The following is a 24,386-nucleotide window of genomic DNA, read 5'->3' on the forward strand; positions in this document are numbered from 1 at the left end:
CCTCACGCCCTCCGGTCGAGCGGAGCCTCGGGCACGAGACCCGCCTCGTACGCGAGGATCGCGGCCTGGACGCGGTTGCGGAGGCCGAGACGGGCGAGGATCTGGCTGACGTACCCCTTGACCGTGCCCTCGACGAGGTGCAGGCGCCGGGCGATCTCGGCGTTGGACAGGGCGGCCCCGACCAGCGCGAGCACCTCCCGCTCCCGCTCGCCGAGCTCGGCCACCAGGGCGCGGGCGGCGGCCTCCGTGCCGAGCGGGCGCGCACGGAGACGGGTGATGACCCGCCGCGTGACGGCGGGGGAGAGATAGGCGCCGCCGGCGGCGACCGCGCGGACCCCCGCGATCAGTTCGCGTGGATCCCCCGATTTGAGGAGGAAGCCGGCCGCGCCGGAGCCGAGCGCGCTCGTCACGTAGTCGTCCTCGTTGAACGTCGTGAGCATCACGACGGCGACCTCGGGCAGGACGCGGCGCAGCTCGGCGGCGGCCGCCAGCCCGTCGAGGCGCGGCATCCGGACGTCGAGCAGGCAGATGGCGGGACGGTGGCGCAGGGCGAGGTCGACGGCCTCGTGCCCGTCGCCCGCCTCGGCGACGACCTCGATGTCGCCGGCCGTCGCCAGGATGCCCGCGATACCGGCCCGGATCAGCGCCTCGTCGTCCGCCAGCAGGACGCGGATCGTTCCCGGCTCACCGCTGCTCATGCCGGGACGTTACCAACGGCCCGCCGCCGGGAGCGTACGGCGTGGGCGAGACGGGCGGCCACGACGGCGACGGCGGCCAGCGCTCCGGTGGCGGCCCAGACGTACAGCGCGAGCCAGACGTAGGTGAGCTGGTCCAGCGTGCCCACCCGGTTGAGCACCACCGCGGCCAGCGCCGGCAGCCCGAGGTAGAAGGCGACGGGCAGCGCGTACGGCGCCAGCCGCGCGATAATCCGCCACGCGGGCCGGCGGGCGCGACGCCGGGTCCAGCGGGGGGCGCGTACGACCCCGGCCACGCCGAGGCCCAGGTTGAGCAGCGACAGCGCGCCCAGCCAGGGGTCCACCGACGTCGTGAAGGGCGCGGCGCCCGCGCCGGGCCGTCCCTCGATCAGGTCGACCAGGCCGTCGCTGATGATCAGTGCGTCGTCACCCGAGATCATCCCCGTGTTGGTGACGACCGCGATGCCGTACCCGCTGCCGGGCAGGACGGTCTGCGCGGAGTTGTGCGTGAGCAGCCAGCCGGTGTGCCGCAGCATCGGTGCTCCTCCGGGGGTCCGCTGGGCCGACCAGCCCATGCCGTACGTGCTGCCGCCCACACCGGACGGGGTCTGGGTGGCCTCGACGAGGCCCCGGGGGATGACGTGGCCGGCGCCGGTCTGCGTGGCGAGCCACTTGGCCAGGTCGTCCGCCGTGCTGACGACGCCATAGGAGCCGTTGACGAACCACTTCGGGTGCGCGCGCTCGATCACCCGGCCGTACGCGCGGATGTAGCCGGCGCCCGCGCCGGGCAGGTCCTCGGTGGTGTCCACCGTGCGGGTGGACGCCATGCCGAGCGGAGTGAACACCGTGGCGGTCATGAGATCGGCGAACGGCAGGCCCGACACCACCTCGGCCAGCCGAGCCGCGACCGCGTAGTTGGGGTTGTGGTACGCCATCCGGGTGCCCGGCGCCGCCGCCAGCGGAGCCGTCCCGAGCATCGCGACGGCGCCCTTGAGGTCGTCCGGCGCGGGGAGCGTCATATCGGGGAAGGTCCGGTCGCTCATGCCCGAGGTCTGCTGGAGCAGCTGCCGTACGGTGATCCGCCGAGCCCGGGGATCGGCCATGGTGAACTCCGGCAGATACCGGCGGACCGGGGCGTCGAGGTCGATCCTGCCCTCGTCGGCCAGGCGCAGCACCGCGAGGGCCGTGAACGACTTGGACAGCGAGGCGAGCGGCATCGGGGTGTCCGCGGTGATCGCCTCGCCGCCGGCCGTGTGGCCGTGACCGGCGGCGTACACGACCCGGTCGCCCTTGACGACCGTCACCACGGCGCCGGGCAGGTCCGTGCGGCGGATGTAGTCGCGTACGTACCGGTCGACGGACTCCGCGGTCAGACCGGCCTGCCCGGCCGCGCCTGTCGTCCGCGTCGCGGCGCCCGCCGCCGTCGTCCCCGTCGCGGCGTTCGCCGTCGTCCCCGACATGAGCAGCAGCACACCGGCCAGGCCGGCGGTCGCGGCGATCCTGCGCATCCGCACCGTGTTTCCCCTCCGAGCTTTCCGTTCGCAGGTCACGTACGGTAGGAGCGGCCGGAGGGGCGGCACAGCGGGCGATCGGGAGGTCCTCATCTGACTTTCGTCAGGTCGGGGACCGGGCGGATCAGCGGCGGCCGAACCACCTGAGGAACGAGCGCCTCGGACGCTTCTCGGGAGCGGCCGCGGGGGCGGGCTTCCTCTCGGCGACCGGATGCAGGGCCCGCCACTCGGCGGCGATCTCGTCCACGTCGATGAGCGGCTGCACGACGGGCGGACCGGACAGGGGCCTGCGGTAGCTGTCGCGGATCCTGCCGTTCATCTCCTCGGCGATCCGGCGCGCCTCGGCCTCGGTACGCGCGCCGAGCGCCTCCGCCCTCGCCTCCTCGGCCTCCTTGCGCAGCGCCAGCGTCCCCGGCAGCGGGAACGACAGGTTCTCCGCGCGCAGCTTCTGCTTGATCCACCACATGTCGTCGTGCGGCTTGCCCTGGCCGGGGATGGGCTTGCCGGCGCCCGGCAGATCGTCGAACTCGCCACGCTCGGTGGCCTCGCGGATCTGCCGGTCGATCCACGACTCGAAGCTCACGCCAAGGGGCTTGCGTTCGGTCACGGCCTCACCTCGCAACGACGCGATCGGCATCCTCCTGCGAGGATAACTTTCCGGCGTGGGCGGCCAGGGCGACGGGACAGGCCAGGGCGAGGGGACAGGGACAGGCCAGGGCTGGGGGACAGGGACAGGCCAGGGCTGGGGGACAGCTCAGGGCTTGGGGAGAGTTCAGGGCGCCCGCAGCAGGTCGACCACCCCCGTGGTGCCCTCGTCGGCATGGCCGTCCGCGAGCCGCCGCTCCATCAGGGTCATGAACGGCGTGAGCAGTTCGGGGCTGACCTTCTGCTCCTCGGCCGTCCGCAGCAGGGTCGCGTTGCCCCCGACCATCATCGCCAGGTTGGAGGTGACGTTCTTCGTGTAGTCGCCGCTGTCCAGCTGGTCGGCGACGCCGTACGCGTACGGGGCCATCGCCCTCAGCCAGCCCACGACGAGGTCGGCGAAGCCCTTCGGGGGGATCTCCTCGCGGACGAGCGCGAAGGCGTGCGCCACCCCCGCGAACATGCCCGTCATCGCGCTCAGCAGCGCCACGTCGTGGAGGGCGGCGAGCCCGGGGTCCTCGCCGGTGTAGACGGTGCCGGCGGGTACGGCCAGCGTGCCCGCGTGGGCCTCGAACACCGCCCGGGAGCCGCTGTAGAAGACGTAGGCGCCGGAGCCGGCCACGCCGATCATGGGCGGAACCGCCATGACACCGCCGTCCAGGAAGCGGGCGCCGCGCGCCTCGGCCCACCGCGCGTGGGCCCGGGCCTCCTCCGGGGTGCCGGTGGTCAGGTCGACCAGGTCCTTGCCGGCCAGGTCGGCGTCGGCGAGGGCCTCGCCGACCGAGGTGTGGTCGAGCAGGCAGACGACCACGAGATCGCTCGCCGCCACGGCCTCGGCGGCGGTCGCGGCGACGCGGGCGCCCTCCAGGGCCTCGGCCCTCTCCGGGGTGCGGTTCCAGACGGTCAGGGGATGCCCGGCGGCGAGCCAGGCGCGGGCGAGCGCGCCGCCCATCGCGCCCAGCCCGAGGAGGGACAGCGGAGACTTCTCAGCGTTGTGGGTCATGCCGATTAGGCTGGTCACGAGCCCCGAGTCGATCAAGTACGCACTTCCAAGTGGGTGCTTACCCCGGGGTGAGCGAGCAGCCAGGAGGGGGTGGGGCATGCGGACCGCACGGCGTCCCGGAGCGTCCGGATGCGGGATCGACGCCGCGATGGAGGTGATCGGCGGGAAGTGGAAGAGCTCGATCCTCTGGGCGCTGAACGAGCGCGCGTGCCGTTTCGGCGAGCTGCGCAGGATGCTCCCCGGCGTGACCGAGAAGGTGCTCGCCTCGCACCTGCGGGAGATGGAGGCCGACGGCATCGTGCACCGCGAGGTGTACGACGAGGTGCCGCCGCGCGTCGAATACTCGCTGACCCCGCTCGGCGTCACGCTGAACGAGGCGCTGGCGCCGCTCGGCGAGTGGGGACGGGAGCACCTCCTCGGCGGACGGGACGATCACCACGTCGCCGCCACCGGAGACCGGGTCTCCGGGATGAGTCCCACCGCCCCGAGGTGAGGTGTCACGGCCGGGCCGCGCTCTCGGAGCCGTCCCCGCGGCGTATGTCCCGATGAGCGGCCCGGGTCTCAGGGCCCGGTCTCGTGGCCGGGCTGTCCGGGCGTGCGCCGCTGTTGCTTCAGCTCGGCCTCGTAGAGGTGGCGGCGCCCCCCGGCGAGCTCGTTGCAGGCCTGACGTTCCAGCTCCTGGAAGGTCGCGTAGTAGCCGTCGTCGTACTCCTCGACGATCTGGAAGGTCCAGCGGCCCTGGATGACGTTGCGGCCGATCAGTTCGCGCTCGATCCGGTCGGCCCACTTGTCGTGGCCGGCCTGCCGCAGCAGCCGTACGGCGTTGTCCAGCTCGAAGTCCGCCGTCCCGGTGAGCTGGTGGAAGGCGTACAGATGACCTCTGACCCGGTGGATGGTCTCCAGCGCCTTGCTGAGCCTGCCCAGCGCGTCGACGGTGACGTCGTCCAGCCCTTCGGGACGGCGGTGATCGGGATCGGGCAGGCCCGCGGATTCCTCGCGTTCGGTCATGTCCCCACCGCTACCCCGGGCGAGGGCACCTCTACCGGCGCGGACACGGCTGGGGACGCTCAACCGGCGGGGCTGCCCGAGACGGACGGTTCGGCGGACGAGCGGATCGTGGCCAGTGCGCGGTTGAGGTCCCGCGACGACAGCACGAGCTTGTACATGATGGCGGCCTCGAAGAGGAGCAGCAGGGTGGCCGCGCCGACCGTGACCGGGATGACCGCGCCGGTCAGCGGGCCGATGATGAACACGGCCATCTGGAACTCGATGCCGCTGACCAGGTGTGTGCGGATCCGGTGCTCACGCAGCCACTCGCGCAGAGTCGGGTACCAGGAGAAGCGGGCGCGGAACTCCTTCTGCAGGTCCACGGCGTCCGTCAGGCGGATCCTGATCTCGTCGGGGTCGTTGTCGAGGTCGTCGCGCGACAGGGACGGCGGCAGTGCGACCGGACCGCCGCCCGCCGACTCCTCGTAGGCCTGTCGCAGCGCCCGGCGCATCTGGCGGCGCACCTTCGCGATCTGCAGGGCGTCGACGTAACGCAGCATGTCGAGGAACACCACGGCGATGCCGAGGACCAGGTAGACGTCCTGCTCCGTCGCGTCGTACTGCCCCCACATCAGGGCGGCGGTGCAGGCGAGCACGCGGACGCGGTCGAAGACGTAGTCGAGCCAGCCGCCGAGGACCGTCCCCGTCCCCTTGAGGCGCGCGACCTTCCCGTCCATGCAGTCGAGAACGAAGCTCACGTGATAGAGGACGGCCCCGGCGACCAGCCACGGCCACTCGGCCCGCAGGAAGCACCAGGCCGAGCCCAGACCGAGCACGAAGGCGCCCCAGGTGATCTGGTTCGGGGTGACGGACGTGCGGTTGGCGGTCGTCACCACCAGCCTGCCCGCCAGGGGATCCACCAGGAAAACGGTCCACCAGGCGTCGCGTGCCTTATATGTCCGAGAGCGTACGTCATGCAGTGTGAACGTCATTTGGGGGCTTTCTCATTTGTGGAAGATTTGCGGGAAAACGTCAGAAGTCGTCATCCAGATCTTCCGTTTCGTCCGAGTCGTCATCCTGGTCGAGCGCATGTGAGTCGTCGCCCAGATGCAGATCATCGGCGTCGAGCAGCGTCGCCATGTGCTGGAGAAGCATCTTAAGCATTTGTATGCCCTTTGCCCGGCGTTTGTTGTGCCACTGCTCATCAAAGCATCGCCCGGCATCGCCCGTCGACTTTTTCCACAGGCCATCGGCACATGTGGAAGTAGCCGGAAAAATCAAATTCCGGCTTTTTCGGTATATCTACGTTCGCCGTACGGCTCAGGCGACGGCGCGGGCGAGATCCGAGAGCCACCGCTCGTGGTTGGCCCTGAGCATGGGCTCCCGGTAGAAGAGCGGCAGCAGCGGACCGGCGAGCGACTCCTCCACGGTGATCCTGGTGCCCCCGCCCTCCATCGGTACCAGGACGTGCCGGTCCACCGCCCTGTAGCGACCGAGGAAGGTGCCCGTCCACGTGAGTTCCCGGGCCGGTTCGACCACGGCGAACCGCGACCGCAGGGGCATGCCGTTCAGCCTCCACCGGAAGGACGCGCCGGGACGCACCTCGCCCAGTTCGGTCATCCGGATGCCGGAGGCCCATGACGGCCATGTCCGCAGGTCGGCCATGACCTCCCAGACGCGGTCCACGGCCGCGTCCACGACCAGGTGGGAGGAGGAGATCAGCTGTGCGCCGGGGTCGACGCGGCCCTGTGCGGCGTACTCCTCGTGCAGGACGGCCAGGGACGGGCCCGAATAGAGCAGCGACATGAACGTCTCCAATCGAGATAGGTGCTCTTTATCGAGAGCAATGCTCTCTCCACTGTGTGGGCATGTCAAGAGCAGTGCTCTCTGGGACGTGACGCGGGGAGGACGCGGGCGTCGGAGCCATCGCCGGCGGAGCTCCGGAGGAAATGCCGTCGACGTGGCCGTCGCCGGCCGCCTATGGTGCGGCCATGACGGACAGCCCCGGTACGGGCCGGTGTGACTGCGGCGCGGCCGCGGGTCCGCTGGGCGAGTGCGTGGACTACTACTACGCGATCCTTGCCGAGGAGCAGACCGATCCTCAGATGTACAGGTGGCACACGACCGTGGTCTGCGCGTATCTCCTGCAGCATCCTGCCCGGGCCCACGAGAAGTACCTCGACACGCAGTTCCGCCTGCTGCAGCTCTATCTGGACAAGGGCCTCGACGCGCTGCTGCGCGTGGCGGCGCATCAGGTGGCGCGCAACAGGCACGGGGTGCGGTCGGGCTACGACATGGCGCCCCTCGCGGAGTACGACCCGCTCCCGTCCGGGTCCCCCGGGCCCTTCCGCGCGGGCTTCTCCGGAATGCCGTTCAGCGACGGCAGCTTCGTGACCGACGGGCACGCGGCGTACGGCCGGCGCATACAGACCATCGCCGAAGCGACCGTGGAGTCCTGGAGAACCCGCACAGCCTGAAAGCACGCGGCGCTCCCACCCGGGGTCGTACGGACCGGGGGTGGGAGCGCCGTGAAGAACGGACGGTTATCCCTGCAGGGCGTCCTCGTCGGCGGACGGGGAGGCCGAGGGCGAGGGCGAAGCGGAGGCCGACGCCGAGCCGGCGGGCAGCGCGCTGCCGCGCTTCCACTGGTTCCAGCTCAGCTGCCAGTAGCTCCAGCCGTTGCGCCAGTCGAGCTTGCGCTTGGTGCCGGTGACCTCGATGACGTCACCGCGCTGGCTGATGCCGTAGAACCACTTGGCCCCCGCGGGGGTGGCGCGCACGCAACCGTGGCTCTGGTTCGACCTGCCCAGGAACTGGTAGTCGCCCGCGCTCTGGTGGACGTACTCGCCGCTGTCGGAGATCCGGACCGCCCAGGGGATCTCCAGCTTGTAGTAGAGCGGGTCCTTGGGGTCGGTGACGCCGAGCCAGGACGAGGTCATCGTCTCGACCCGCTTCTTGCCCATCGCGAGGTGCACGCCGGTGGTCGTGAGGTAGACGTCGACGCCGCCCCGCCGCAGGCCGCCGCGGCCCGCGCTGATCGGGATGGTCTTGGTCAGCTTCCCGTCGCGGCGCACCTTCATCACGTGCCTCCTGGTGTCGACCACGGAGATGTTGGCGGTGCCGACGGCGAACCGGCGCGAGACGTCCTTGGCGGCCTCGTTGCCGGGGATCTGGCTCAGCCTGGCGGTGAACAGGACCTTCTGGTGCGGCTTCCAGTAGGTCCTGGTGCGATAGATGACCTTGCGGTCGGAGACCCAGCGCCACGCGCCCTCGGCCGGCTTCTCGGCCTGGACCTGCAGCACCGCTTCGGCGGCCGCCCGGTCGCGGACCGTCCGGTCGAAGGTGACGATGATCGGGAAACCGACGCCGACCCGCTCGACCTTCTCACCCATGGGGGTGATGTCGGCGATGCCGAGCTTCGGCTTTCCCGCCTTGCGTGTCGTCCTGGACGCGGCGTGCGGGGCGCTCGCCGCCGTCGCCTTGGACGCGTCCCGGGCCTGAGTGGCCGGAGCCTGAGTGGCCGTACCGGCCGCACCAGTGACTGATGCGGCGGGAGTGGTTGTGCCTCCCGCCGAGCAGGCCGTAGCGACGGCGATGGCGGCGACGGAGAGTGTGACGTGGGCCGCCCGCCGGAGGGTATTCACGGTCTACTCCTCATAGGGGGTGTTTCACAGCGGTTTGCACTGACTTGGAACGTGTGAAACCGCTGTTTTGTGCGACCGATTCCGTAACGATCAAGTAACGCCGGGGTGAGCGATACTGTCGGCGCATGCGTTCTCATCGAGGCAGCCGTGGCTGACCGTCCGCACGCGAGGCCCGCCGCGCCGACCGACAGCACGATCGACTCCGAGGACTGGGACGGCCGCGACCTGTCGGGGGAAAGCCACCGCAACGTCGCCTTCGTCCAGGTGGACATGACCGAGGCGTCGGGCCGGGGCGCGGAGTTCTTCGAGTGCACCTTCCGCGACGTCCGGTTCAACGTCTCGGAGCACACCGACTCCGCGTTCGTGAACTGCACGTTCGTCAGGTGCTCGTTCTTCGACGCCGTCTTCACCGGGTGCAAGCTCGTCGGCAGCATGTTCGACGGCTGCACCTACGACCTGCTCAAGGTGGAGGGCGGCGACTGGTCGTTCACCGGCCTGCCGGGGGCCGACCTGCGCCGCGCCTCGTTCGTGGACGTGCGCATGCGGGAGTCCGACCTGACCGGCGCGCGGTGCGCGGGAGCGACGATCCGCGGGACCGACCTGTCCGGCGCCTGGCTGCACCGGGCCGACTTCTCCCGCTGCGACCTGCGCGGCAGCGACCTGTCCTCGCTCGACCCGCGTACGGCCGAGGTCGCGGGCGCGGTCATCGACGTGCCGCAGGCCGTCACGATCGCCACCGCGCTCGGCCTCGACGTCCGGTAGCCGGCGCTGTGCCGGCGGGCCCTCGGCGCCTGCCTTCGGGACTCGCCGCGGCGCCCCTGCCCTACGATCGGCCGCGTGCTGCTGATGACGCTGGACGCCTACCCCGGCGGACCGGGACTTTCCGCGCGGGACGAGGAGGAGGCGCTGCGGCTCGCCGCCGCGGCCTTCCCCGGCGCGGATCCCGTCGTGGCGGTGGACGAGGAGAACCCCGGCGCGCCTCTCCGGTTCCTGCGCAGGGACGTCACCGGGGCGTTCGTGGCGGTCCAGGCGCGTCCCCCGGTCGCCGAGGCGCTCGGACTGCTGCCGCACCCCGAGGGCGGGTGGTATCGCGAGACGTGGCGGGCGGCGGCCTCCGTCGAACCTCCCGGGTACGGCGGCGCGCGGGCGACCGCGACGGGCATCTACTTCCTGCTGGAGCCGGGCGAGGAGTCCGTCTGGCACGCCGTGCGGTCGGACGAGGTGTGGCTGTGGCACCGGGGCGGGCCGCTGACGCTCGTGCTCGGCGGCGCCGGTGAGCGGCCCGGCCACAAGGACGTGGTCGTCCTGGGGCCGGATGTGGAGAACGGGCAGGTCCCTCAGGCGGTGGTGCCCGCGGGCACCTGGCAGGCGGCCCGTCCGGCGGGAACGGAGGGCGTGCTGGTGAGCTGCGTCGTGTCCCCCGGCTTCGACTTCGCCGACTTCACCGCCCTCTGAACAGCCGTCGGATACCGGGAGTGTAAGGAACGAGGTGATAACCGTACGCGCCGGGGGGTAGGGCGCATCAGGGCCGGACGCGTGCGGGAGGAGACCGGGGTGCGGGACAGGGATCGCTGGGTGCTGACCGACGGGGAGTGGACGGCGAGCGCGAGCGAGCGGGACCGCACGGTCGCCGATCCGGCGACGGGGGAGCCGGTGGGCGACTTCCCCGCGGGGTGCGTCGAGGACGTCGAACGGGCGGTCGGCTCGGCCCGCCGCGCCCAGCCCGCCTGGGCCCGTACGGCTCCCGCCGAGCGGGCGGCCCGCCTGCACCGCATGGCCGACCGGATCGAGGCCCGCGCGGACGAGCTGGCCGCGCTGGTGACCAGGGAGATGGGCAAGCCGATCGGCGACAGCCGCGGCGGCGTGGCGGCGGGGATCGGCACGCTCCGGCAGTACGCCGAGGTGGGGCCGCTGCACCGGGGGCGCAGCCTGCAGGGCGGCTGGGACGCCACCGACCTGATGGTGTACGAGCCGCGCGGGGTCGTCGCGGTGATCACGCCGTGGAACGACCCGGTGGCCATCGCCTGCGGGCTCGTCGGCGCGGCCGTGGTGACCGGCAACACGGTCGTGCACAAGCCGTCGGAGCGTACGCCGCACACCGGGGCGCTGCTCGCGGAGCTCATGGCCGCTGAGCTGCCGCCGGGCGTGCTGACCATGGTGCCGGGCGACCGGCATCCGGGCGAGGCCCTGGCCGCGAACCCGGGCGTCGACCTCGTCGCGCACGTCGGCTCGACCGCGGCCGGCCGGGCCATCGCCGCCGTGGCCGCGCGCACCGGCGCCAGGACCCTGCTGGAGAACGGCGGCAAGGACCCGCTGATCGTGGACGCCGGGGTGGACGTGAAGTGGGCCGCCGGCCAGGCCGCGACCGGCTGCTTCGCCAACGCCGGGCAGATCTGCACCTCGGCCGAGCGCGTCTACGTCCACCGCGACGTGGCCGAGGGGTTCCTCGCCGCGCTCGTCCAGCGGGCGGAGGAGCTGCGCATGGGGCCCGGCACGGACGAGGAGACCACGCTCGGGCCGCTGGTGGACCGGGCGCAGCGCGACGTCGTGGACCGGCACGTACGCGGCGCGATCGAGGCGGGGGCGCGGCTGCTGACCGGCGGATACGTGCCCGAGGGGCCGGGAGCCTTCTATCCGCCGACCGTGCTGGCCGACTGCACGGAGAACATGGACGTCATGCGCGAGGAGACGTTCGGGCCGGTCGCGGCGGTGCGGGTGGCCGAGTCGTTCGACGAGGCGCTGGAGCTGGCCCGCGAGTCGCGGTACGGCCTGGCCGCCACCGTGCTCACCCCGTCGATGGCCAACGCCCAGCGCGCGTGGCGTGAGCTTCCGGTGGGCACGGTGAAGATCAACGCCGTCTTCGGCGGGGCGCCCGGCGGCGCGGCGCAGCCGGTGCGCGCCAGCGGGCACGGCTTCGGGTACGGCCCCGAGCTGCTCGACGAGATGACGCACACCAAGGTCGTCCACCTGAGCCCGCTGCCCTGACGTGCCGTGCCGGGACTCGTCGCCCCGGCCCGCCGATGACCATGAATGGACGAGTTCCAGCTTTGACCCGACATTGGGCGCCGCCCGCGTGATCGGCGCTGTTCGGCTGCCTAGCGTCTTCCTCGTACGATCCGTGACCTCGGGGGAGACTCATGATCACCTGCATGGCCGCCGCGGCCCTCGCCGCGGCCCTGATCGCCGGACCGGCCGCGTCCGCCGACCCCGCGCCGCCCGCCGGCCCGTCCGGGGGCGGCGCGCCGCCGATCGCGGCGCCGCCCGACACGGTGGTCCGGAACCCCGCTGACGGCCCCACCGGCTCTGGCGACGGCCCGGATGACGGGTCCGAAGACGGGCCCGACGACGGGCCCCGGTACGCGCCCGTGGCCATGCCCGTAGCCGCCGGTCCCGCGGCCATGCCCGGCGCCGCCGGTCCCGCTCCCCTCGTGCGGCCGGCCGGCGAGCCGAAGCAGGCCGTCTACCACCTGAAGGGCAAGGACGGCGTGCGGCACGACGTGGTGGTCGTCCCGATCTCGGACGACCCCTCCAAGCCGATCGCGCTGCCCGACTTCGGGTTCCAGAAGTTCAAGGTGACGGACAAGCCGTACAACCCCAAGGCGAAGCAGCACCGGGGGAAGCAGCACTGGGGGAAGCAGCATCGGGTGAAGAAGCACCGCCACGGCGGCAAGGCGCACCACCGCCGTGCGCTCCGTCACCGCTGACGGGCGCCTCATCGGGAAAGGCCGCTTGCCCCACGGAGCGGGATCCGCTCGGTACGGTTTCCTCATGATCGCCGTACTGGACAGCCGAGTCTCCGGAGAGCGCGGATGACGGCCCCGACGACCGAGACGACCGGGCCGGCGCCGTTCGACCCGGCCCGTCCGCTGATGGGTGTGGAGGAGGAGTACGTCGTCGTCGATCCCGCCACCCGGGCGGCGGCGCCGCGGGCGAGAGAGGTGGTCAGACGGGCCGCGGGGGCGCTGGGTGAGCGGACGAACACCGAGATCACCCTGTTCCAGGTGGAGGCCAAGACCGACCCGCATGCCGGGGTGGCCGGGCTGGAGGAGGACCTGCGCCGCATGCGTGAGGCGGTGGCGGCGGCCGCCCACGAGGAGGGGCTGGCCGTGGTGGCGTCGGGCACGCCGGTGCTGGGCGACGTCGTCCCGCCGCCGATCATCGACGGTGCCCGGTACCGGGTGGGCATCGAGAACTACCGCGCTCTGCACGACGAGCAGAGCATCTGCGCCGGTCACGTCCACGTCCACCTGCCGGACCGGGAACGCGCCGTGCTGGTGGGCAACCACCTGCGGCCGTGGCTGCCGGTGCTGATCGCCCTGATGGCCAACTCGCCGTTCTGGGCGGGGCGGGACACCGGGTACGCGAGCTGGCGCACGCTGTGCTGGACCAAGTGGCCGGTGGCGGGCCCTCCGCCCTACTTCGCCTCTCTCGAGGAGTACGAGCGGCTGACCGGCGCGCTGGCCGAGGCGGGGGTGCTCGTGGACCCCGGGACGATCTTCTGGGACGTCCGCCCCTCGGCCAGGCTGCCGACGATCGAGGTCAGGGTGACCGACGTGCCCGCCACCGCGGCCGAGACCGCGCTGCTCGCGATGGTCGTACGGGGACTGGTGGTGACCGCGCTGGAACGGGTGGAGCGTGGCGACCCCGGACCCGAGCCGTCGGCCGAACTGCTGCGCGCCGCGTACTGGCAGTCGGCCAGGGACGGCCTCGACGGCCACGGCATCGACCCGCTCACCGGCGTGCGCCGGCCGGCCCGCGACCTCGCCGACGCGTTGCTGCGGCACGTCACCCCGGCCCTGGAGGAGACCGGCGACCTCGCCGAGGTGACCGCGCGGCTGAAGGTCCTGTACGCGGCCGGCACGGGGGCGGCCCGGCAGTGGGCCGCCCACGCCCGGCGGGGCCGCACCGAGGACGTGGTGGACCACCTCGTCGCGCAGCTGCTGGCCTGACGGAGGTGCCTAAGCGCCGGGAAGCAGAGATGCCAGGAACGCGCGCAGCGGCTCCACGTGGCGGACGGGATCGCGCCACTGGGCCAGGAGGTCCTCCAGCAGGTGGCGCTCGGCGATCTGCTCGCGTCCCCGCCACGCCCGTACGACCGGGTGCAGGAAGGCGCTCTCGTGCGCCCGCTCGGGCACCGGATGCCGCTTGATGGCGAACACGTCGGCGTGGGCGTCCCTGGGGCCCCAGCGCAGGGTGACGGTGAAGGCGAGCGGAGCGTCCCCGAAGCGGTCGACGGCGTAGTCCTCGGGCAGGTCGGCGTAGTGCGTGACCCGGCCGTCCGCCACGACGTAGACGTCGCACAGGTACTCGAACTGGGTCCACAGCGCCGAGCTGTAGTTGACCCGCTCCAGCATCGCCGAGGTGAGCTGGCCGGCGTCCACCGGCAGCATCCGGTGCTCCAGCTCCGCGCCCTCGTACCGCTCGGCCAGCAGGGCCGCGAGCGTGCGCAGGTTGTAGCGGAACCCGTCGACGAACGCCGACGAGGCGCGTTTGAAGTCGCGCGCCTGCATGAGCGTGCCGGCGAAGTAGAGCCCGTCGACGTTCGCCGACTGGAAGTCCGGCCGGATGGCGGGCATCCGCCCGCTCGGCACGAGATCGGGCAGGCAGGACGGCCCGAAGATCGACCGGTCCATGGTGAAGCCGGTGCAGCGCAGGACGGTGTCGTATTCGAGCACCGTACGCTCGTCCTCGGCCAGCGTGTAGGTGATCGCCGCCTTGATCCGCTCGCCCTCGCGCCACAGCCGGTCGACCCGGCACTCCAGCACGCCGTGCAGGGTCTTGAACCAGTAGCTGTCCAGCAGCGCGCCGTACTGGCCGCGCACGTGGCCCGGGTGCTTGCTCGTCCAGGCGAGCTGTACGGGGCTGGGACTGGCGAGGTGGATCACGGCGGCGTGGCCGAGCATGGCCTGGGCGGTCTCGAACGCCGAGTTGCCCTTGCCGATGATCAGCACCCGCTGGTCGGTGAACTCCTCCCCCCGGACCGGCATGTCCTCGTAGCCCTGGGCCAGCTCGATGCCGGGGATGTCCGGCACGTACGGCCCGCCCCAGCCGGCCGCCACGATGACGCACTCGGCGTGGAGCACCTCGCCGGCCGTGTGCACGGCGAACAGCCCGTCCGCCTTCTCGATCCGTTCCACGGGTGTGGAGAACCGCACGTTGAGGCCGTGCTCGCGCTGGAAGTCGGTGAGATAGCGCACGAGGTCGTCGGCGTGCGGGAAGTACTCCTGCGAATAGCGGGGGAACTGCAGGTCCGGGGAGTCGTTGAGCAGGGAGTTCCAGTCCCAGCGCAGCGCGATCTCGGGGTCCTTCTCGCTGATGTGCACCTTGTTGAGCGAGATCAGCCGGCGGTGGCGGGGGTAGCGCCGGAAGAAGGCCGCCGGCGCCGTCTCGCGCTCCAGCACGAGGTAGTCGGCGCCCGCGCGGTGCAGGAAGTAGGCGAGTTGCAGGCCCCCGGGACCCGCGCCGACGATCAGGTAACGGTGCGCCCGTCCGTCCGGGCCTGTGTCCGCCATCAGTTCCGGGACTCCGCCGCGCCGTCGGCGTAGCCGGCCGCGACGATCTTCTCCGCCATCGCCGCATACGCCGCCGGGTCCTCGGGAGCGACCGTGCCGAGGCCGTCGACGTACCGGTTGAACATGCAGAAGGCGGCGGCGATGAGGACGGTGTCGTGGATTTCCAGGTCGGTGGCGCCCTCGATGCGGGCGGCGGCGACCTGTTCCTCGGTCACCTCCCTGCCGCCGCGCTGTACGGAGGCCGCGATGCGCAGCAGCGCCCGCATCTTGGGCGTCACCGGCGCGGTGTCGAGGTCGGCGCGCACCTGCTCGACCAGGTCCATCCCCTCGGGGAGCTGCGCGGCGGCGAAGGCGGCGTGGGAGGAGGCGCAGAACCGGCACTGGTTGAGCGACGAGACGTAGGCGGCGATCAGCTCGCGCTCTCCCCTGGTCAGCGTGTTGGCCGCGCGCAGCAGCACCTCCGCCAGCGCGTTCATCGGCGTCGCGGTCTCGGGCCGGTAGCCGAACAGGCCGATGATGCCGGGCTCCTCGGTGGGCAGGGTGATGTGGGGCATCCTCACTCCTCGGACTGGCGGACGGGCGGGAAGCGACGGACAGGGACGGCGGGGATCGGGATGCTTCCGGGCCGGTCGAATAGCGATTTCCGGCGGTCTTGCGCGATGAAACGGGCCGCCGAATGCTCATGATCCTTACTCCTCCGCTTCGATGTCAACGGCCGATTCGGGTGTGTCGATGAATCGCCAGGTCCGGGCCGTTTTCCTGATGGGGTTAGCGCAATCTGGCCTTGTGGTAAGTCCGTTCTCACCGCGATGTTCGCTGACACTGATCGAGGCACGGCGCCGGCACAATCACCCGAATAGGACAACCCCAATACGGAGGGTGCGTAATGTCGGAACACCCCAATGTGATCGTGGTGCGGGAGAGCTACGACGCCCTGGCCAAGGGAGACCTCGATTACCTCAGGGGTACCCTGCTCGCCGACGACGTGGTATTCCACGTCCCGGGCCGCGGCGCCCTGGCCGGGGCATATCGCGGAAAGGACGAGGTGGTGAACTATCTCGCCCGGCTCGGTGAATTGTCCGGAAACACGCTGGGATACGAGCCGGAATCATTCCTCGTCGGAGACGACAGGGTCGCCGCGATGGTCCGTGTCCGGGGCGAGCGCGGCGACCGCCGCCTCGACGACCACGGCGTCCAGGTGTTCCGCGTGGCCGACGGGAAGATCACCGAGCGCTGGAGCTACCCCTACGACCCCTATCTCTTCGACGAGTTCTCCGCCTGACGCCGGCTCGTGATGGAACGGCCGGGCCGGGTGGAATCCGCCCGGCCCGGCCGCCCCACCCTCATCCCGCCGCCAGGGCCTCGGCCAGCACCGCCACGTATCCCTGCGTGAGCCTGGCCCGTTCGAGATAGTGCTCCGGGTCGTCGGAGGCCACCGTGCCGAGGCCGTCGACGTACCGGTTGAACATGCAGAAGGCGGCGGCGATGAGGACGGTGTCGTGGATTTCCAGGTCCGTGGCGCCCTCGGTACGGGCGGCGGCGACCTGTTCCTCGGTAACCTCCCTGCCGCCGCGCTGTACGGAGGCCGCGATGCGCAGCAGCGCCCGCATCTTGGGCGTCACCGGCGCGGTGTCGAGGTCGGCGCGCACCTGCTCGACCAGGTCCATCCCCTCGGGCAGTCGTACGGCGGCGAACGCGGCATGGGTGTGGAAACAGAATCGGCAGCGGTTCAGCGCGGAAACGTAGGTGGCGATCAATTCGCGTTCTCCGCGGCCGAGCGTGCCGTCCCCGCGTAACAGGACGTCCACCAGCTGGTTCATCGGCAGCGCGGCCTCCGGACGGAACCGGAAAAGGCCGCGAACTCCGGGCTCGTCGGTGGCGAGTGCGATATACGGCCGGGTGGACCCGCGGTGATTGGTGTGCTGCGGTCCGGTCCGCCCGCCCTGTCGTGGAGAAGGCACGATGGACAGTTCCGTGGCGACGTTGGGGCGTGCCGCGGGCGTGACTGTGTGTGTCATTTCCCTGACTTTCTCCTCGTGGTTTTTTCTCCCACCATCAACAGTGCGAAGAGAAAGGCGGGACAACCAGGCGGACGCGGCTCAGCAAGATGTCCGCCGCTGGCATTGTTCTGTCAATTCCCGAACTTGACGCGGGTCGAGTAGCCGCGAATCCGGCGATTCCCGGCGACCGGTCACGGGTGGCTATGGCCACGATGACCGCTACGCCGTCACGCGTCCTCGCCGGTCGTCTCCTGTCCGGCCGCGATGGTGGCCTCGATGCTCCGGGCGAGGAAACGCCCGATGACGCGGCGCTCCGCCGGGGTGAACTCGTCGAGCGCCGCCGACATCCGACGTCCGAGCGGCGCGAAGAAGCGGCTCGCGAGGGCCGCCGCCTGCTCGTGCATGGCGAGTTCCACCTTGCGCCGGTCGCCGGTGCTCCGGTGCCGCGTGAGATGGCCGGCCTGCTCAAGCCGGTTGATCAGGGCGCTGGTGGCGGGCGCGCTCAGGTTGAGCGCCGCGCCCAGGGCCCCCGGGGTCAGTGGCCGCCCCTCACGCGAGGCGTCCATGATCACGGTGAGCGCGTCGAGGTCCGTGCGGTGCAGCCCGTGGCCGACCGCGAACTGTTCGGCGAACCGGTCCACCTCGACGTTGAGGCGTCGCATCAGGTTCATCAGCTCGAAGGGATCCACGGTCTCCTCGGCCACACGCACCACCTCCCGCGTTGCCAATCACCTCCGGCGCACCTAATCTTTCCACGGTAGAACTATTCCACCATGGAAAGAGTTGGCGGATGAGGCGAGCAGAGCATAGTGGAACGGCCGCGCTCTCGGGTCCCCGGGGCAAGTGGGTCGCGGTCGTCCTGGCGATCATCGTCTCCGGTCTGGCCCTGGCGTTCGGGGGCGCGTCGAAGGTGAACAGCGACCCCGCCGCCGCGCTGCCCAGGGGCGCGGAGTCGGCCACGGTGGCCCGGCTGCAGCAGCGGCTGCCGAGCGGCCAGCTCGCGCCGGCCCTGGTCGTCTACAGCCGTGACGGCGGCCTGTCACCGCAGGACCGGGCGTCGATCGACGCGGACACGCGGCAACTGGCGGCCCTGGCGGCGGGCGGGCGGGTGCCGCCGCCCGTCTACTCGGAGAAAGGTGACGTGGCGCTGCTGAGCGTGCCGCTGCGCGGCGCACTGCCGCTCGCGGATCTCACCGACGCCGTACGGAAGATCCGCGAGGAGGCCGCGGCCGGCTTGCCCGCGGGGGCGCGGGCGCAGGTCACCGGCCCGGCCGGGTTCAAGGTCGACCTCGCGGCGGTGTTCGACGGCGCGAACCTCACCCTCCTGGCGGTCACCGCGTCGGTCGTCGCGCTCCTGCTGTTGATCACCTATCGCAGCCCGTGGCTGTGGCTGGTTCCCCTCGGCGTCATCGGCGTCGCCGACCAGGTCGCGGCAAAGATCGTCGCGCTGCTCACCCGCACGGCCGGGCTGACCGTGGACGACTCGACCCTCGGCATCACCTCCGTGCTGGTGTTCGGCGCGGGCACCAACTACGCGTTGCTGCTCATCGCCCGCTACCGGGAGCAGCTTCGCGTCCACGACGACCGGCACAGGGCCATGGCGCGGGCCGTCCGCTCGGCGGCCCCGGCCATCCTGGCCAGTTCGGCGACGGTCACGCTCGCCCTGGTGACGCTGGTCCTCGCGGACTCGCCGGCGGTACGCGGTATCGGTCTGGCCGGGGCGATCGGCATCGTGACCGCCGTCTGCTACGCCCTGCTGGTCCTTCCCGCCACGCTCGTGCTGTTCGGCCGGGGGCTGTTCTGGCCGTTCGCCCCGAGGACGGGGCAGCCGGACCCGGCCCGCGGCGGCGTGTGGGCGCGCGTGGGCGGCGCGGTGTCGCGGCGGCCCACGCTGATGACCGCGGTGAGCGTGGCGGTGCTGGCCGTGCTGGCTCTGGGCGCCGCCGGGCTGAAGGTCGGCCTGTCGCAGACGGAGCAGTTCCGGGAGAGGGTCGAGGCCATCGCGGGGCAGGAGACGCTCAGCCGCGCCTTCCCGGCCGGGAGCTCGCAGCCGCTCATCCTGATCTCCCGCGCCTCCGCGGCCGAACAGGTCGAGGCCGCGGCCTCGCGGGTTCCCGGGGTCGTGCGGGTCACGCCGGGCGACCGGACCGCCGAGTACGCCCGGGCCGACGTGGTGTTGCGGGCGGAACCGGGCACGGAAGCCGCGTTCTCGGCGGTCCGCGCGCTGCGCGCGGCGGTGCACGCCGTGCCCGAAGCACAGGCCGTCGTCGGCGGGCAGCCGGCCGTCGACCTGGACGAACGCGACGCGGCCGCGCGCGACCAGAAGCTGATCATGCCGCTCGTGCTGGGAGTGGTCCTGCTCGTCCTGCTCGCCCTGCTCCGCTCGGTGGTCGCGGCGGTGACGCTGGTGCTGACCGTGATCGCGAGCTTCGGGGCGAGCTTCGGCGCGGGGTGGTTCGCCTTCAGGCACCTGTTCGGCTTCCCCGCGCTCGACCTCGACGTCCCGCTGCTGAGTTTCCTGTTCCTCGTGGCGCTGGGGATCGACTACAACATCTTCCTCGCCACCCGGGCCAGGGAGGAGGCGGCGGAACAGGGCACCCGCGACGGTGTGGTCACCGCTCTCGCGGTGACCGGCGGTGTCATCACGAGCGCCGGGGTCCTGCTCGCGGCCGTGTTCTCCGTGCTCGGCGTGCTGCCGCTGATCACACTCACCCAGATCGGGGTGATCGTCGGGTTCGGCGTGCTGCTCGACACGGTCCTCGTGCGCAGCGTGCTCGTCCCCGCGCTGGTCACGCTGCTGGGCGACCGTTTCTGGTGGCCCGGCGAGCCCGCGGCCGGGGCGCCGCTCACGCGCGGGTCCGCACAGCCCGCGGAGGCGGCTCGTCCCTGACCGCCCCTGACCGCCGTACGCACGGTCCGGCGGCGCGGCCGGCGGGTGGCCCGGTCAGGCGGGGACGGGCACGTGGGCCGCGCTCCGGCGGCGCTCGGCCTCGGCGCGGGTCGTCGCCTCCCTGACCGGGCGCCGCACGAGAATCCCCACCAGCGTCGCGGCGGCCGCGCTGCCCAGCCCGATGACCCAGCCCGCCGGGCCGAGCGGCCGGCAGCCGAAGACCGTGCTGACTCCCGGCACCGTGACGATGAGCCACAGGACGGCCAGCGACGCCAGCGACGCGAGCACGACGATCCTGTCCCGGCCGCCCGCGAGCGTCTGCAGCAGTTGCGCGGACACGAGCGCGACCAGGCCGATGGTGTTCGCGCGCACACGGGTGCCGGTCATGCGGCCCAGGATCCACGCGGCCGTCGCCGCCGCCGTCGTGACCGCCGCGCGCAGGTAGATGTCGCGGGTCAGCGACTCGCCCAGCGACGCCTCCGGGCCCTCGGCGAGGAGCTTGTCCGGGTCGGTCGAGGCGGGCGGCCGTACGGCGACCGCCATGGCCGGCACCATGTCGGTGAGCAGGTTGACCAGCAGGAGCTGCCGGGCGTTGAGCGCGCTGCCGCCCGCCAGCAGGTTGGACCCCACGGTGAAGGCGATCTCGCCGATGTTGCCGCCGAGGAGGATGCTCAGCGCGTCGCGCACCGAGGTCCACATCGCCCTGCCCTCGACTATGGCGTCCACGATCGTCTCGATGCGGTCGTCGGTGACGACGAGGTCGGCGGCGGCCCGTGCGGCGGGCGTCGCCCGCGAGCCGAGTGCGATGCCCACGTCGGCCGTGCGGATGGCGGGCGCGTCGTTGGCGCCGTCCCCGGTGACGGCGACGACCTCCCCCGCCCGGCGCAGGCACGTGACGATCCTGGCCTTGTGCGCGGGTGTGGTCCTGGCGAAGACCGCCACGTCGGGCAGCACCTTGGTCAGCGTCTCGTCGTCCAGTTCGTCCAGCTCGGGGCCGGTCATGACGCGCTGGCCGTTCAAGGCGTTGAGCTCGACGGCGATCGCCTCGGCGGTGCTGGGGTGGTCGCCGGTGACCATGACGATCCGCACCCCGGCCCGCATGAGGCGCCTGACGCTCTCCGCGGCCGTGGACCTGACCGGGTCGGCCAGGCCGAGGAAACCGAGGAAGCACAGCTCCTCGATGCGCGACTCGTCGAGGTCGCTCCGGTCGGAGGCGGGCCGCTGCGCGACGGCGAGCACGCGGTACCCCTGCCGGGCCAGCCGTTCCACCTCCTGCTCCAGCTCCCCGCGTACGGTCTCGTCGCAGGGGACCGGCCCGGTGTCGCGGTGCACGGTGGTGCAGTGGGTGAGCACGATCTCGGGGGCGCCCTTCACACTGAGCAGGTGCCCGTGCTCGGTGCGGCCGAGCACCGCGTGGTAACCCCGGCCCGGCTCGAACGGCATCTCGTCGACGCGCTCCCAGCTCTCGAACCCTTCGCCCGGCGTGACGTCCAGCCGATGGGCGCCGTCGAGCACGGCGCGGTCGGTCGGGTGAGCGATCACCCGTCCCACGCCGGACTTGGGGCTGGCCCGTACGGCCGCGGCGAGGACGCGCCGCAGCCCGGCGTCCGCCTCCTCGACCGGACGGCCCGCGCGCCCGTCCGACACGTGCCGCAGGCTGATGCGGCCCTCGGTGAGCGTGCCCGTCTTGTCGAAGCACAGCACGTTGACCCGTCCCAGGGCCTCGATCGTGGACGGGTTGCGCACCAGCGCGGCACGCCTGGACAACCGCCGCGCGGCGGCCAGCTCCGCCACGGTGGCGATGAACGGGAGCCCCTCGGGCACGGCGGCGACCGTCAGGCTCACGGCCGGCGTGAGCGCCGCGGCCAGCGGCCGTCCGCGCAGGAGGTCGATGACGAGCAGCGCCACCCCGGAGGCGATCGAGATCGGCAGGATGCGGCGGCTCAGCTCCCGCAGGCGCAGCTCCACCCCGGTGGGCGGGCTCGGCTCGCCGGCGAGCCTGGTGCTGCGCCCCGACTCGGTCATGTCGCCCGTCGCGACGACCACCGCCCGTCCGCTGCCCGCCGCGATCGACGTGCCCAGGTAGACCATCGAGCTGCGGTCGGCGATGGCCGCCGCCACGGTCGGCGCGGCGGTCTTGGCGACGAGCTGGGACTCTCCGGTGAGCGTGGACTCGTCCACTTCCAGCCCGACGGCGTTGATGACGCGGGCGTCGGCGGGCACGGCGTCCCCGGCGCGCAGCTCGATGACGTCACCGGGCGCGAGTTCGTCCCTCGTCGTCTCGACGACGCCCTCGGGGCGGCGCAGCCGTACGAGGATCTCGGTCGACTCGGTCAGGCGGTGCAGCGCCCGGTCGGCCTTGAACCGCTGCACGCCCCCGAGGAACGCGTTGATGACCATGACGCCGCTGATGAGCACGGCGTCGAGGGCCGAGCCGACGAGGGCCGATATCCCCGCGCCGGTGGCCAGGGCGGGCGTGAGCGGGTTCGCGAGCTCCTCCACCGTGGCCCGCGCCAGCGAGTGAGGGCCCTCCACCTTCTCCGGCGCGGCCTCGGCACGGCGCCTGCCCGCCTCCTGCTCGGCGATGCCCTGCGTCGAGGAGCGGAGCCGGGACAACACCTCCCGCGCGGACATTGCGTGCCACGGGGTGATGTCGGCGCGAGGCGGGGTGGGGACGCGACCCGCGTTCTGCCCGGACCATTCGCCGAGCACGATGGCGGCCAGCGAGACGGCGGCGCTGGCGAGCTGCGCCCGGCGCAGGGAGGTGGCGGCCGGGCCCGCGGCGGCCAGCAGGGTGCCGACGCACGCGCCCGCCGCGCCGAGTTTCACGCCGTTCCCGCTGTTGCCGCGCGCCCGGGGCAGGCAGCGCAGGAACAGGTGGACGCCGTGCAGTTCGCCCGCGATGTCGGCGTCCCACGGCACCATGCGTCCGGGCTCGACGGCCTCGGGATCGACCACCCCGAGGCCGATGTCGGCCTGGGCGAGCGAGTGCCAGGCCCCCTTGGACACGACGACCACGCAGTGGCCCGCCGCCTGCAGGTCGTGCACGTGCTCGGCTAGCTCCGGGCCTCCGGGCAGCGTCCGGCCGATCGCGAGGCGCTGTGCCAGGCCCTCGTCGCCGCCCGCGAGGAAGACGGCGCCGGCCGCCTTAGCCGCGCCGACGACGGGCACGGCCAGGGCGTCGATCCCCCGGGCGAGCCCGGCGACGGCGATCCGGGTGCCGTTCCTGGACACCTCCACCACCCGCAGCCCGCGCGACCGCCACAGGGCGGCGTCCGCGACCAGTCCTTCGGGGTCGGGCAGCGGCCGGGCCGACCAGCCCTCCAGGGTCCGGGCACGCCCGGGGTCGGAGAAGTCGATGAGGGTGTAGAGCCGCGAGTACAGCTCGTCGGTGTCCTGCCCTTCGAGCAGCGGCTCGACGCGGTCGATCGTCCACGAGCCGGTCGTCAGCGCGTCGGCGTGCAGGACGACGGTGTCGACGCGGTCCATCGTGCGCAGGCAGCCGGCGTCGAAGACGACCGTGTCGTGCTTGCCGAGCGCGCGGCTGATCGCGCCCGCGAACGCCTCCCGGCTGAGGTCGGCGACCCGGGGGGTGGCGGAGATGAGGACGGACGCGGCCCGTTCGCCCCGCGTGAGCACCCGGGTCACCGCGTACGCGGCGGCGCTGATCGGGGCGACCACGTCCGCGTAACGTTCGACCGGGCCGTGCGGCAGGTGGGTCGGCCGCCGCCGGGCCTCGGCCCTGATGTGGTGATAGGCACCCGGGCGGGTGGCCAGCCGCTCCTCCAGTCCCTCCCAGGCGTACCGGCTGGCCCTGGTCTCGATGTAGCGGCCCACGTTCGCGACGGCCTGCACGAACAGCGCGGTGGGGCGGAGCGTGAGGGTCTGCGTGACGAGGTTGGCGGTGGTGAACAGAGCGTCGGTGGGACGGCGTCCCAGCCGGCGGTCGAGCTGCTCGCGGATCGCGGGCGTGGCGTTGACCAGTTGCACCACCGCGGGGACGACCGCCGGGAGCTGGGGGGCCCGGATTACCTTGCCGAGGAAGATCAGCCCGATTCCGGTGACGCCGGCCGTCAGCCGCACGGTCGCCCGCAGGTGCTCCTCCACGAGGTGGACGGGGCTCTCGTGAGCGTGCTCCTCCTGCTCGTCGAGCTCCGCGGCGACGGCCAGTAGCTTGTCCTGGTCGACCTGGTCCGGGTTACAGGCGACGAAGACGGCGCCGATGCGGCCGTTGACCTCGGCGCGCTCGACGCCGGGGACGGTCTCCAGCCGCTCCTCCAGCCGGCCGGCCGCCGCTTCGGAGCCGGGCCGGCCGATCCCGTGCAGGTTGATGCGCAACCCGCCGGGGGAGACGCGCACCTCACGAGGGCACGGAAGCAGATCTCGGAACGGCTCGGACAGCACGCCGCGCAGCAGGGCCACGGACGTGTTGAGCACCCGGTTCAGGATCACATCACCCCTCCTCGCGAGAGTCGGGGGGAACTCACGGATGAATCCCGCCT

The 24,386-nt window shown here is 72.3% G+C and carries 22 protein-coding genes; 9 read left to right on the plus strand and 13 right to left on the minus strand.

Translation table 11 applies throughout. The features are described 5' to 3' along the window. Positions 1 to 2: 2 nt before the first annotated feature. The 4 genes from HHX41_RS06380 to HHX41_RS06395 form a co-directional block, all read right to left on the minus strand. Positions 3 to 698 carry a response regulator transcription factor gene (locus HHX41_RS06380; RefSeq protein ID WP_169985505.1) on the minus strand — a complete coding sequence of 232 codons (696 nt, stop codon included), beginning with the start codon at positions 696 to 698 and terminating at the stop codon, positions 3 to 5. Beyond that, entirely contained in the window at positions 695 to 2,203 is a 1,509-nt protein-coding gene (locus HHX41_RS06385; protein WP_220503759.1) for a serine hydrolase, read from the minus strand. The genes HHX41_RS06380 and HHX41_RS06385 overlap by 4 nt, the downstream gene beginning before the upstream one ends. Before the next feature lie 127 nt (positions 2,204 to 2,330). Further along, a complete protein-coding gene (locus HHX41_RS06390) occupies positions 2,331 to 2,813 on the minus strand; it encodes a DUF1992 domain-containing protein (RefSeq protein WP_182905160.1) in 483 nt (160 codons plus the stop codon). Between the two features lie 165 nt (positions 2,814 to 2,978). Next, entirely contained in the window at positions 2,979 to 3,851 is an 873-nt protein-coding gene (locus tag HHX41_RS06395) for an NAD(P)-dependent oxidoreductase (protein WP_182905161.1), read from the minus strand. Positions 3,852 to 3,948: 97 nt separating this feature from the next. Here HHX41_RS06395 and HHX41_RS06400 point away from each other — a divergent pair, with 97 nt between their 5' ends. After that, entirely contained in the window at positions 3,949 to 4,344 is a 396-nt protein-coding gene (locus HHX41_RS06400; RefSeq protein ID WP_182905162.1) for a helix-turn-helix domain-containing protein, read from the plus strand. Between the two features lie 68 nt (positions 4,345 to 4,412). Here HHX41_RS06400 and HHX41_RS06405 read toward each other — a convergent pair whose 3' ends face one another. From HHX41_RS06405 to HHX41_RS06415, 3 genes are all read right to left on the minus strand, one after another. Beyond that, positions 4,413 to 4,859: a hypothetical protein gene (locus HHX41_RS06405; RefSeq protein ID WP_169985513.1), complete on the minus strand. Its 447-nt coding sequence runs from the start codon at positions 4,857 to 4,859 to the stop codon at positions 4,413 to 4,415. A gap of 59 nt (positions 4,860 to 4,918) precedes the next feature. Further along, positions 4,919 to 5,758, minus strand: a complete 840-nt coding sequence (locus HHX41_RS06410; RefSeq protein ID WP_310741801.1) for a CDP-alcohol phosphatidyltransferase family protein — start codon at positions 5,756 to 5,758, stop codon at positions 4,919 to 4,921. A gap of 400 nt (positions 5,759 to 6,158) precedes the next feature. Beyond that, positions 6,159 to 6,644 (minus strand): SRPBCC family protein, encoded by a 486-nt coding sequence (locus tag HHX41_RS06415; protein WP_182905164.1) that lies wholly within the window; start codon positions 6,642 to 6,644, stop codon positions 6,159 to 6,161. Positions 6,645 to 6,829: 185 nt separating this feature from the next. On the opposite strand from HHX41_RS06415, the gene HHX41_RS06420 reads away from it, so the two are divergent. Further along, positions 6,830 to 7,315, plus strand: coding sequence for a DUF5946 family protein (locus tag HHX41_RS06420; protein WP_182905165.1), 486 nt, complete (start codon positions 6,830 to 6,832; stop codon positions 7,313 to 7,315). A 66-nt stretch (positions 7,316 to 7,381) separates the two neighbouring features. Here HHX41_RS06420 and HHX41_RS06425 read toward each other — a convergent pair whose 3' ends face one another. Beyond that, entirely contained in the window at positions 7,382 to 8,482 is a 1,101-nt protein-coding gene (locus HHX41_RS06425) for a L,D-transpeptidase (protein WP_182905166.1), read from the minus strand. Positions 8,483 to 8,629: 147 nt separating this feature from the next. Between HHX41_RS06425 and HHX41_RS06430 the strand changes: the two genes are divergently transcribed. The 5 genes from HHX41_RS06430 to HHX41_RS06450 all read left to right on the plus strand — a co-directional run bounded on the left by HHX41_RS06430 (position 8,630) and on the right by HHX41_RS06450 (position 13,431). After that, on the plus strand, positions 8,630 to 9,244 hold the full coding sequence (locus tag HHX41_RS06430; RefSeq protein WP_182905167.1) for a pentapeptide repeat-containing protein: 615 nt from the start codon (positions 8,630 to 8,632) through the stop codon (positions 9,242 to 9,244). Between the two features lie 84 nt (positions 9,245 to 9,328). Continuing rightward, a complete protein-coding gene (locus HHX41_RS06435) occupies positions 9,329 to 9,937 on the plus strand; it encodes a cupin domain-containing protein (RefSeq protein ID WP_169985728.1) in 609 nt (202 codons plus the stop codon). 99 nt (positions 9,938 to 10,036) lie between these two features. Further along, complete coding sequence (locus HHX41_RS06440) at positions 10,037 to 11,467, plus strand: aldehyde dehydrogenase (protein ID WP_220503761.1); 1,431 nt, start codon at positions 10,037 to 10,039, stop codon at positions 11,465 to 11,467. A gap of 152 nt (positions 11,468 to 11,619) precedes the next feature. Continuing rightward, a complete protein-coding gene (locus HHX41_RS06445; protein WP_182905168.1) occupies positions 11,620 to 12,186 on the plus strand; it encodes a hypothetical protein in 567 nt (188 codons plus the stop codon). A gap of 105 nt (positions 12,187 to 12,291) precedes the next feature. Beyond that, positions 12,292 to 13,431, plus strand: a complete 1,140-nt coding sequence (locus tag HHX41_RS06450; protein WP_182905169.1) for a glutamate--cysteine ligase — start codon at positions 12,292 to 12,294, stop codon at positions 13,429 to 13,431. 9 nt (positions 13,432 to 13,440) lie between these two features. On the opposite strand, the gene HHX41_RS06455 is transcribed toward HHX41_RS06450, so the two are convergent. Next, positions 13,441 to 14,994, minus strand: coding sequence for an NAD(P)-binding domain-containing protein (locus HHX41_RS06455; RefSeq protein WP_182905170.1), 1,554 nt, complete (start codon positions 14,992 to 14,994; stop codon positions 13,441 to 13,443). Beyond that, positions 14,994 to 15,548 (minus strand): carboxymuconolactone decarboxylase family protein, encoded by a 555-nt coding sequence (locus tag HHX41_RS06460; protein ID WP_182905171.1) that lies wholly within the window; start codon positions 15,546 to 15,548, stop codon positions 14,994 to 14,996. Before HHX41_RS06460 ends, HHX41_RS06455 begins: the two co-directional genes overlap by 1 nt. Positions 15,549 to 15,880: 332 nt before the next feature. Between HHX41_RS06460 and HHX41_RS06465 the strand changes: the two genes are divergently transcribed. Continuing rightward, complete coding sequence (locus HHX41_RS06465) at positions 15,881 to 16,276, plus strand: nuclear transport factor 2 family protein (RefSeq protein WP_169985533.1); 396 nt, start codon at positions 15,881 to 15,883, stop codon at positions 16,274 to 16,276. 61 nt (positions 16,277 to 16,337) lie between these two features. Here the strand turns inward: HHX41_RS06465 and HHX41_RS06470 are convergent, their stop codons facing one another. Together HHX41_RS06470 and HHX41_RS06475 are read right to left on the minus strand one after the other, a co-directional pair. Further along, positions 16,338 to 17,012, minus strand: coding sequence for a carboxymuconolactone decarboxylase family protein (locus HHX41_RS06470; protein ID WP_169985535.1), 675 nt, complete (start codon positions 17,010 to 17,012; stop codon positions 16,338 to 16,340). 209 nt (positions 17,013 to 17,221) lie between these two features. After that, positions 17,222 to 17,698, minus strand: a complete 477-nt coding sequence (locus HHX41_RS06475; RefSeq protein WP_211592709.1) for a MarR family transcriptional regulator — start codon at positions 17,696 to 17,698, stop codon at positions 17,222 to 17,224. An 86-nt stretch (positions 17,699 to 17,784) separates the two neighbouring features. Between HHX41_RS06475 and HHX41_RS06480 the strand changes: the two genes are divergently transcribed. Further along, positions 17,785 to 19,884, plus strand: coding sequence for an MMPL family transporter (locus tag HHX41_RS06480; protein ID WP_182905172.1), 2,100 nt, complete (start codon positions 17,785 to 17,787; stop codon positions 19,882 to 19,884). 54 nt (positions 19,885 to 19,938) lie between these two features. Here the strand turns inward: HHX41_RS06480 and HHX41_RS06485 are convergent, their stop codons facing one another. After that, positions 19,939 to 24,336, minus strand: a complete 4,398-nt coding sequence (locus HHX41_RS06485; RefSeq protein ID WP_182905173.1) for an HAD-IC family P-type ATPase — start codon at positions 24,334 to 24,336, stop codon at positions 19,939 to 19,941. Positions 24,337 to 24,386: the final 50 nt, after the last annotated feature.

Origin of the sequence: Microbispora sp. H13382, assembly GCF_014161445.1 — a bacterium.
In the GTDB taxonomy this organism is placed as follows: Bacteria; Actinomycetota; Actinomycetes; order Streptosporangiales; family Streptosporangiaceae; genus Microbispora.